The organism is Cellulomonas algicola (assembly GCF_003851725.1).
Lineage (GTDB): Bacteria > Actinomycetota > Actinomycetes > Actinomycetales > Cellulomonadaceae > Cellulomonas > Cellulomonas algicola.
In genome coordinates this window covers 54515-61576 of the sequence record NZ_BHYL01000034.1, presented here as the reverse complement: position 1 = coordinate 61576, position 7062 = coordinate 54515, and the positions used below count along the sequence as shown (strand labels likewise).

Annotated in this window: 6 protein-coding genes and 1 pseudogene; 1 reads left to right on the top strand and 6 read right to left on the bottom strand. The window is 75.8% G+C overall.

Annotated elements, in window-relative coordinates; genetic code table 11:
* Positions 1-627: pseudogene (locus CTKZ_RS02400) on the bottom strand (hypothetical protein); the annotation flags it as partial.
* A 60-nt stretch (positions 628-687) separates the two neighbouring features.
* Here CTKZ_RS02400 and CTKZ_RS02395 point away from each other — a divergent pair.
* On the top strand, positions 688-1308 hold the full coding sequence (locus CTKZ_RS02395; protein WP_124341436.1) for a hypothetical protein: 621 nt from the start codon (positions 688-690) through the stop codon (positions 1306-1308).
* A 3-nt stretch (positions 1309-1311) separates the two neighbouring features.
* Here the strand turns inward: CTKZ_RS02395 and CTKZ_RS02390 are convergent, their stop codons facing one another.
* The 5 genes from CTKZ_RS02390 to CTKZ_RS02370 form a co-directional block, all read right to left on the bottom strand.
* Complete coding sequence (locus tag CTKZ_RS02390; RefSeq protein WP_200829620.1) at positions 1312-3012, bottom strand: bifunctional 3'-5' exonuclease/DNA polymerase; 1701 nt, start codon at positions 3010-3012, stop codon at positions 1312-1314.
* Between the two features lie 135 nt (positions 3013-3147).
* Positions 3148-3486: a hypothetical protein gene (locus CTKZ_RS21340; protein ID WP_160142805.1), complete on the bottom strand. Its 339-nt coding sequence runs from the start codon at positions 3484-3486 to the stop codon at positions 3148-3150.
* A gap of 167 nt (positions 3487-3653) precedes the next feature.
* A complete protein-coding gene (locus CTKZ_RS02380) occupies positions 3654-4316 on the bottom strand; it encodes an N-acetyltransferase (protein WP_124341434.1) in 663 nt (220 codons plus the stop codon).
* 102 nt (positions 4317-4418) lie between these two features.
* A complete protein-coding gene (locus tag CTKZ_RS02375) occupies positions 4419-4832 on the bottom strand; it encodes a hypothetical protein (RefSeq protein ID WP_124341433.1) in 414 nt (137 codons plus the stop codon).
* A gap of 183 nt (positions 4833-5015) precedes the next feature.
* Complete coding sequence (locus CTKZ_RS02370) at positions 5016-7013, bottom strand: beta-galactosidase (protein ID WP_124341432.1); 1998 nt, start codon at positions 7011-7013, stop codon at positions 5016-5018.
* Positions 7014-7062: the final 49 nt, after the last annotated feature.

Below are 7062 nucleotides of genomic sequence, written 5' to 3'. Positions count from 1 at the left end.
GAGCCGGGTGGCGCGCGCGGACAGCACGGGCCGTCGGCGGCCGACGACCCGCGCGCGCGTGGCCTCGGCGAGCGCGACGACCGCGAGACCGAGCAGCAGCGTGGCCGCGGTGCCGGTCGCCGCGGCCACGTCGTCGCGGACGAGCCCGGCGTGCAGCAGGTCGGCGGTGGTGAGGAGGGTCGCGCCGGCCGCCGTCGCGCGCGCCGCCCGGACGTGCCCGGCGCCCGCTCCGTCGGTGCGCGGCGCGAGCGAGGCGCGGACGGGTCCCCTCGGACGGGGGAGCCGGAAGGACTCGGCGGCGAGCGCCCCGACGACGACGCCCGTGAGGCCGAGGAACAGCGGGTCGGCCAGCGGGCTGCGTCCGCCGACCCCGACCACGAGCGTGCCGTACCAGCGGATCCCGACGACGACCGCAAGGCACACGCCGGTGAGCGCGCCGACGACGCGGTCCGTGCGGTGCCGCCGCAGGTAGCGGGACACGACCTCGGCCTCGTCGTGCGGCGGGACCGGGTCCCCGGTGAGCCACGCGAGGTCGGCGGCGGTTGGGGCCGTGCGCGCGGCCGTCACGAGCACGACGACGAGCCCGCCGACCAGGAGCAGCGCCACGAGTCCCGTGAGCGTCGCCATCGCGTCCTCCTGTGCGTCGACGAGCCACCGTCTGGCCCATTGGCATAGTACATTAGGCCAATGACCGCGGACGGCACCACGACAGACCCCGACGGACCGCTCGCCGTCGCCGACGACCCCGACGTCGACGGGCTCGTCCCGCGGCCCCGCCGCAGCGCGGCGCTCGCGGTCGGCGCGCTCGTCGTCGCGGTGCTCGTCGGCGGGTGGGCGTCGGCCGGCGCGCGGCCCTCGGTCGTCGACCCCAGCGGTGCCGCCGGCGGAGCCGCTCGGGAGCTCGGCGGCGACCAGGTGCTCGTCGGCGTCGACCTCGTGCCCGGCGGCGTCGGACGCCTGACGGTCGAGTCGGTCGGCGACGTGCCCGGCGCCCGTGTGCTCGGCGCGTGGGTCGCACCGGCGACGGCGCAGCCCGGGGTCGGCTCGTCGACGGGCGGGATCTTCGTCGAGGACGGACCGGTCCCGGTCCCCGGCGAGCCGTTCGCGGACGCCGTCCCGCTGCCTGCGCGCGTGCCGGGCGACGCGGACTCCTCGCTCGTCGTCCTCTGGGACGTCACGGACTGCGCGGTCGTGCAGCGCCTCGTCGAGGGTCCGCAGGTCCGGCTCCGCACCCTCGTCGGCCCCGTCACCGAGCACCTCCCGGCCCTCGCGGCGCCGACGTACCTCGAGGACTGCGACGCCGCCTGAGCCTCACTTCGCGCGGTCGTAGCTCTCGACCACGGACACGGTCAGCGCGAAGTCCACGGGCGTCGCGCCGAACAGCAGGCGGCCCGCCTCCACGGCCGCCGCCCGCACGGCCTCGGCGACCTCGTCGGCGACCGCGGCGGGGGAGTGCACCATGACCTCGTCGTGCAGGAAGAACACGAGGTGCGGCCGCCCGTCGACCTCGCGCAGCCGTCGCCGCAGCGACGCCATCCAGCACAGCGCCCACTCCGCCGCGGTGCCCTGCACGACGAAGTTGCGCGTGAACCGTCCCCAGTCCCGCGCCCGTCGGCGCACGGCCCGCACGTCCTCCGCGGCCGCGCCCTCGGCCGACGCCGCCGTGAGCTCCGCCTGCCAGGCCGCGTCCGGCGCGGGCGACGAGCGGCCGAGCCACGTCGTCACGACCTCGCCGCGCTCGCCCGCCCGCGCCGCCGCCTCGACGAGCGCGACCGCGTGCGGGTACGCCCGCGTGAGCTGCGGCATGAGGGCCGCGCTGGCCCCCGTCGTCGCGCCGTAGATCGCGCCGAGCATCGCGTACTTCGCGTCCGAGCGCGTCGCGACGATGCCCGCGTCGACGACGCCCTGGTACAGGTCCGCCTGCCGTCCCGCAGCTGCCATCGCGGCGTCGCCCGACATGGCCGCGAGCACGCGCGGCTCGAGCTGGGACGCGTCGGCGACGACCAGCCGCCAGCCGTCGTCCGCCCGCACCGCCGCCCGGATCGCCGCGGGGAGCTGGAGCGCGCCCCCGCCGTTCGTCGCCCACCGGCCCGACACGACGCCGCCGGGCACGTACTCGGGCCGGAACCGGCCGTCGTGGATCCACGTGTCCATCCACGCCCAGCCGTTCGCCGAGAGCAGGCGCGAGAGCGACTTGTACTCGAGGAGCGGCTCGCGCACGGGGTGGTCGAGCGCGCGGATCTCCCACTTCGACGTCGACTGCACGGCGAACCCGGCGAGCCGCAGGCCGCGCAGCAGGTCCGGCTGCGAGTCGGGGTTGAGCGTCGGCTGGACCAGGTGCTCGCGGATCTGCTCGACCAGCCCCTCCAGGCGCGCCGGCCGGCCGCCCCGCGGGCGCGGGCCCAGCAGGTCGGTGAGCAGCGCGTCGTGCACCGCGGTGTCCCACGGCATGCCGTCGTGCCGCATCTCCTGAGCGATCAGCGCACCCGTCGACTCCGCGGCGAGCAGCAGACGCAGGCGGCCCGGGTGCGTCGAGCGCGCGACCGCGGCCAGCTGTCGCGCGAGCTCGTCGGCGACGTCGAGCGGGACGTCGTCGGCGTCGACCGGTGCGGTGGCCGGAGCGCCCGGGTCGTCGAGGAGCGTCAGCTCGTCGAGCAGGTCCGGCTCGGCCGGCGGCGGCTCCTCCGGCCGGCGCCCGTCCCACGGTCCCCGCGGGGCACGGGCCAGGTCCGAGCCGCTCGCGTACGCGCTGCCGCGCAGGATCGCGTGGCACAGGCGCAGGTCGTGGCAGCGCTCGACGCGGACGCCCGCGCGCAGCAGGGGCGGGTAGCGGCGTGCGGTGTCGTCCCACACCCAGCGCGGGCGGTCCGTCTCGTACCGCGCGACGGCCGCCGGGAGGTCACGCGCGGCGACGCGCTCGGCGTCGAGGGCCGGCTCGCCGTCGTCCGACGCGTGCCGCAGGAGCACACCGCCCGCCCGGTCCGGGTCGTCGGTGAGCAGCACGTAGGGCACGTGCCATTGTCGTGCCGGCCACCGACACCGCCCCATGTGTCGTGCCGGCCACCGACACCGCCCCATGTGTCGTGCCGGCCACCGACACCGCCCCATGTGTCGTGCCGGCCACCGACACCGCCGCGGAGCGTCGCGTCAGTAGCCGCCGCCCCCGCCGTCGCCCCCGCCGCCGAAGCCGCCGCCGTCGAACCCGCCGCCGCCGAACCCCCCGCCGTCGAACCCGCTGGACCCGCCGCCGTCGTACCCGCCGTGGCCGTGTCCTCCGTGCCCACCGCCGTCGCCCCACCCGTGGAACCAGCCGCTGAACCACCCGCCGCCGTGCGCGGCGGGCGTCACGTCGGGCGTCGGGGGCACCACGGGGTCAGGGGTGCCGCCGGGCGCCGCACCGCCGTCGGCGATCGGCAGGATCACGGCCGCCGTCGCGGCGGTCTCCGTGGACCGGTCCTTGCGTCGCCCTCCACCGAACAGAGCCATCGCGCACCCCTCGCCGAACGGGCCCGGCGGACCGGGCGGACGGTCCCCGCGTCCCGGGTGCATGCACCCGGTGCGGGGTGTGAGGAGGCCAGCATCCCACGCTGTCTTTCCCGGAGGGAAGGCTTCTCTTGACCTGAATTTGACCGGCGGTCAGGCAGCCTGGCGGGTCAGGCGGCCTTGCGCGGGTCGCGGGCCATCGGGATGATCCACGGCCCCTCGGGCGTCAGCGCGACGCGCGCGCTCGTCTCCGCGTACCCGAGCGCGGAGTAGTAGGTGACGTTGAGCGGCTTGGTGGTCTCGAGGTAGCCGGGCGCCTCGCCCGCGTCGATGTCCGCGAACACGCGCGCCATGAGCAGCTTGCCGCGGCCCGCTCGCTGCAGGTCGGGCCGGACGCCGAGCGCCTCGACGTACCACGCGTCCGCCGGGACACCCTCCGCCGTCAGGTCGCCGAACTTGATCAGACCGAACGAGTGCTCGCGGGTGCGCAGCGCGATCGCGGCGATGCGGAACGCCTGCCGCCACCATCGGGCCGCCGTCATGGGGTAGCCGCCGGGCGCGTACAGCGCGACCGCGCCGGTGACGACGCCGTCGAGCTTCGTCACGTAGGTGAGGCCGTAGCGCAGGGCGTCCGAGAGTGTCATCCGGTAGAGCGCGCGCAGCTCGGACTCGCGCCGCGAGTCCACGGGGAACAGGTGCCGGAATCCGGGGTCGTCGGCGAGCGCCGCGGCCAGGACGGCGGCGGCGGCGGGGAGGTCGGCGCGCGTGAGCGGCTCGACGACGTCAGGGGGAGCCGGCCGTGAGGCAGGCGGCTCGGACGGGGTCGCTGCCATGTGGCGCATCCTCACCGGGACAAGCGTCCAGTTGCAACCGGATCGTCCGGGTCGTGCGTCACACCACCGGGTGAAAAGTCAGACGTGACGCCGCGGCGCAGGTCAGCCGCCCGCGGTCGCCACCGTGACGGCGATCACCGCGCCGGGTGCTGCCTCGACCTCGACCACGTGCTCGACGCCGAGGTCGACCACCTCGCCCACCGTGACGTCACCGCCCGCGACGGTCCGTGGGTCGCCGCCGCACGGCACACCGCCCTCCCACGTGCCGTCGAGGTACACGCGGGCGACGTCGCGCCCCGTGCACGACACGGTCACCGTCACACCGGTCGCGGGCCGGTCCTGCGGGCTCACCACGACCCGGACGCGGCCGGTCCCCGCACCCCGGGCGAGCGTCGCGTCGGTCACGCCCTGCTCGGCCAGCAGCGCCCCGGGATCGGGTGTGCGGATCATGGGCAGGACCACCAGGACGACGACGGCCGCGACCGCGACCACCACGCCCGCGACGACGCCGATCACGACCCCGCGACTCCGACCGCGTGGGCGCGCCGACCTGTCGCGTGCCGCAGTCCCCGCACCGCTGCCGACCATGCGCGTCCCCTCAGCCGCCACGGGCCCCCGTCGGCCCGTGGCGGTGATGGTAGGGGCGCGAGGCCGTCCGTGGGCCGGAAATCCGCGGGAGAGCGGTCGCCCGGCGCCCGACTACACCTGTTCGCGCAGCACCGCGTACCCGCCCGCGTGCACCTGGCCGCCGGACGTGCGGCCTGTGAGGACCTCGCCCGGCGGCAGGTCCACCGGCGCGTCGGTGTGGTTGAGCACGAACAGCCACGAGCGGCCGTCGTCGGCCTGCCGGCGCGCGACCTCGACGCCCGCGGGCACCCCGGAGAGCACCGGCTCGACGCCCGCCTCGACCAGCAGCGCCTCGGTCAGCGCCCCCAGCGCCGCATCGTCCAGACGTGTCGCCAGGTACCAGGCGGACCCCTCGCCGACGGCCCGGCGCGTCACCGCGGGACCACCAGCCAGGTCGCCGTCGACGAACGTGCGCACGACCTCGGTCCCGTCCGCCGGGTGGATGCGCTCCGACCACACGTCGGCGACGGAACCGTCGTCGAGCGTCAGCGTCTCGCCCTCCTGCAGCGCCCAGAACTCCTCGGTCCGGACGCCGAGCAGGTCGCGGAACGCGCCCGGGTAGCCGCCGAGGCGCACGTGGTCGTGCTCGTCGACGATCCCCGAGAAGTACGTGACCAGCACGGTCGCGCCCGCGGCGGCCGCGGCGGCGATGTTCGCGGCGTCCGCGTCGGACGTCACGTAGAGCGTCGGGACGACGACGAGCCGGTAGCGCGACAGGTCCGCCGACGGGGCGACGACGTCGACCGAGACGTGCCGCTCCCACAGCGCCCGGTAGTGGGCGAGCACGCGGTCGGGGTAGGTGACGTCGGTCGACGGGTGCGAGTCGAGCTCGACGCCCCACCATGACGGGTAGTCCCAGACGATCGCGACGTCGGACCGCACGCGCGACCCCTTGACCTCGCCGATCGCCTTCAGCGCCGCGCCGAGCTCGACGGTCGAGCGCCACACGTCGGTGTCCGTCCCCGCGTGCGGCAGCATCGCCGAGTGGTACTTCTCGGCACCCGCCGCCGACTGCCGCCACTGGAAGTACATGACCGCGTCGGCGCCGTGCGCGACGTGCGCGAGCGAGTGCCGCAGCATCTCGCCCGGCCGCTTGGTGCGGTTGCGGGGCTGCCAGTTCACGGCCGACGTCGAGTGCTCCATGAGCACCCACGGGTCGCCGCCCGCGACGCCGCGCGTGAGGTCGGCGCTCAGCGCGAGCTCGACGTGCGCGAGCGGGTCGTGCGCACGCGTGTAGTGGTCGTTGGCGATGAGGTCGAGGTCGCCGGCCCACGAGAAGTAGTCCATCCACTTCGTGCCCGTCGAGAGCATGAGGTTCGTCGTCGTCGGTACGTGGGGCGTGACCTCGCGCAGCACGTCGCGCAGCGCGCGGTAGTGCACGAGCAGCTCGTCGGAGGAGTACCGCGCGAAGTCGAGCTGCTGCGTCGGGTTCGGGTAGGTCGGCGCGGAGCGCGGGGGCAGCACCTCGTCGAAGGAGTCGTACCGCTGCGACCAGAACGCCGTGCCCCACGCCGCGTTGAGCGCCTCGACCGTCCCGTACCGCGACTCGAGCCAGCGGCGGAACGCGGCGGCCGCGTCGTCGGAGAAGTCGTGCGGCACGTGGCAGCCGAGCTCGTTGTCGACGTGCCACAGCGCGAGCGCAGGGTGCGCGCGGTACCGCTCGGCCATCCGGCGCGTCATCGCGACCGCGTACTCGCGCCACAGCGGTGCGGCCACCCGGTACGCCTGCCGGCCGCCCGGGTGCAGCACCGTGCCGTCGGCCAGCTCGGGCAACAGCTCGGGGTGCTTGCGGGTCAGCCACGGGGGCGGGCTCGCGGTTGCCGTCGCCAGCGCGACCTTGATCCCCGCGGCCGCGAGGCGGTCGAGGATGTCGTCGAGCCAGCCGAAGTCGTACTCGCCCGGACGCGGCTCGAGCTGCGCCCACGAGAAGATGCCGACGCTCACGAGCGTCACGCCCGCCTGCTGCATGAGCTCGACGTCCTCGACGCGGGTCGCGAGCGGCCACTGCTCCGGGTTGTAGTCGCCGCCGTAGGCGATGCCGTCGACGCCGAGCGGCCAGGGGTTCGTCATGGGGTGTACCTCGCGAGGGTGGTGCGGTCGGGGTGCAGGGTCGAGCGTG

What these genes read in the sequence shown, in the direction of transcription:
- CTKZ_RS02395 (WP_124341436.1), top strand. Translation starts at nt 688, where the DNA reads ATGACCGCGGACGGCACCACGACAGACCCCGACGGACCGCTCGCCGTC.
- CTKZ_RS02380 (WP_124341434.1), bottom strand. Translation starts at nt 4,316, where the DNA reads ATGGCAGCGACCCCGTCCGAGCCGCCTGCCTCACGGCCGGCTCCCCCT.
- CTKZ_RS21340 (WP_160142805.1), bottom strand. Translation starts at nt 3,486, where the DNA reads ATGGCTCTGTTCGGTGGAGGGCGACGCAAGGACCGGTCCACGGAGACC.
- CTKZ_RS02370 (WP_124341432.1), bottom strand. Translation starts at nt 7,013, where the DNA reads ATGACGAACCCCTGGCCGCTCGGCGTCGACGGCATCGCCTACGGCGGC.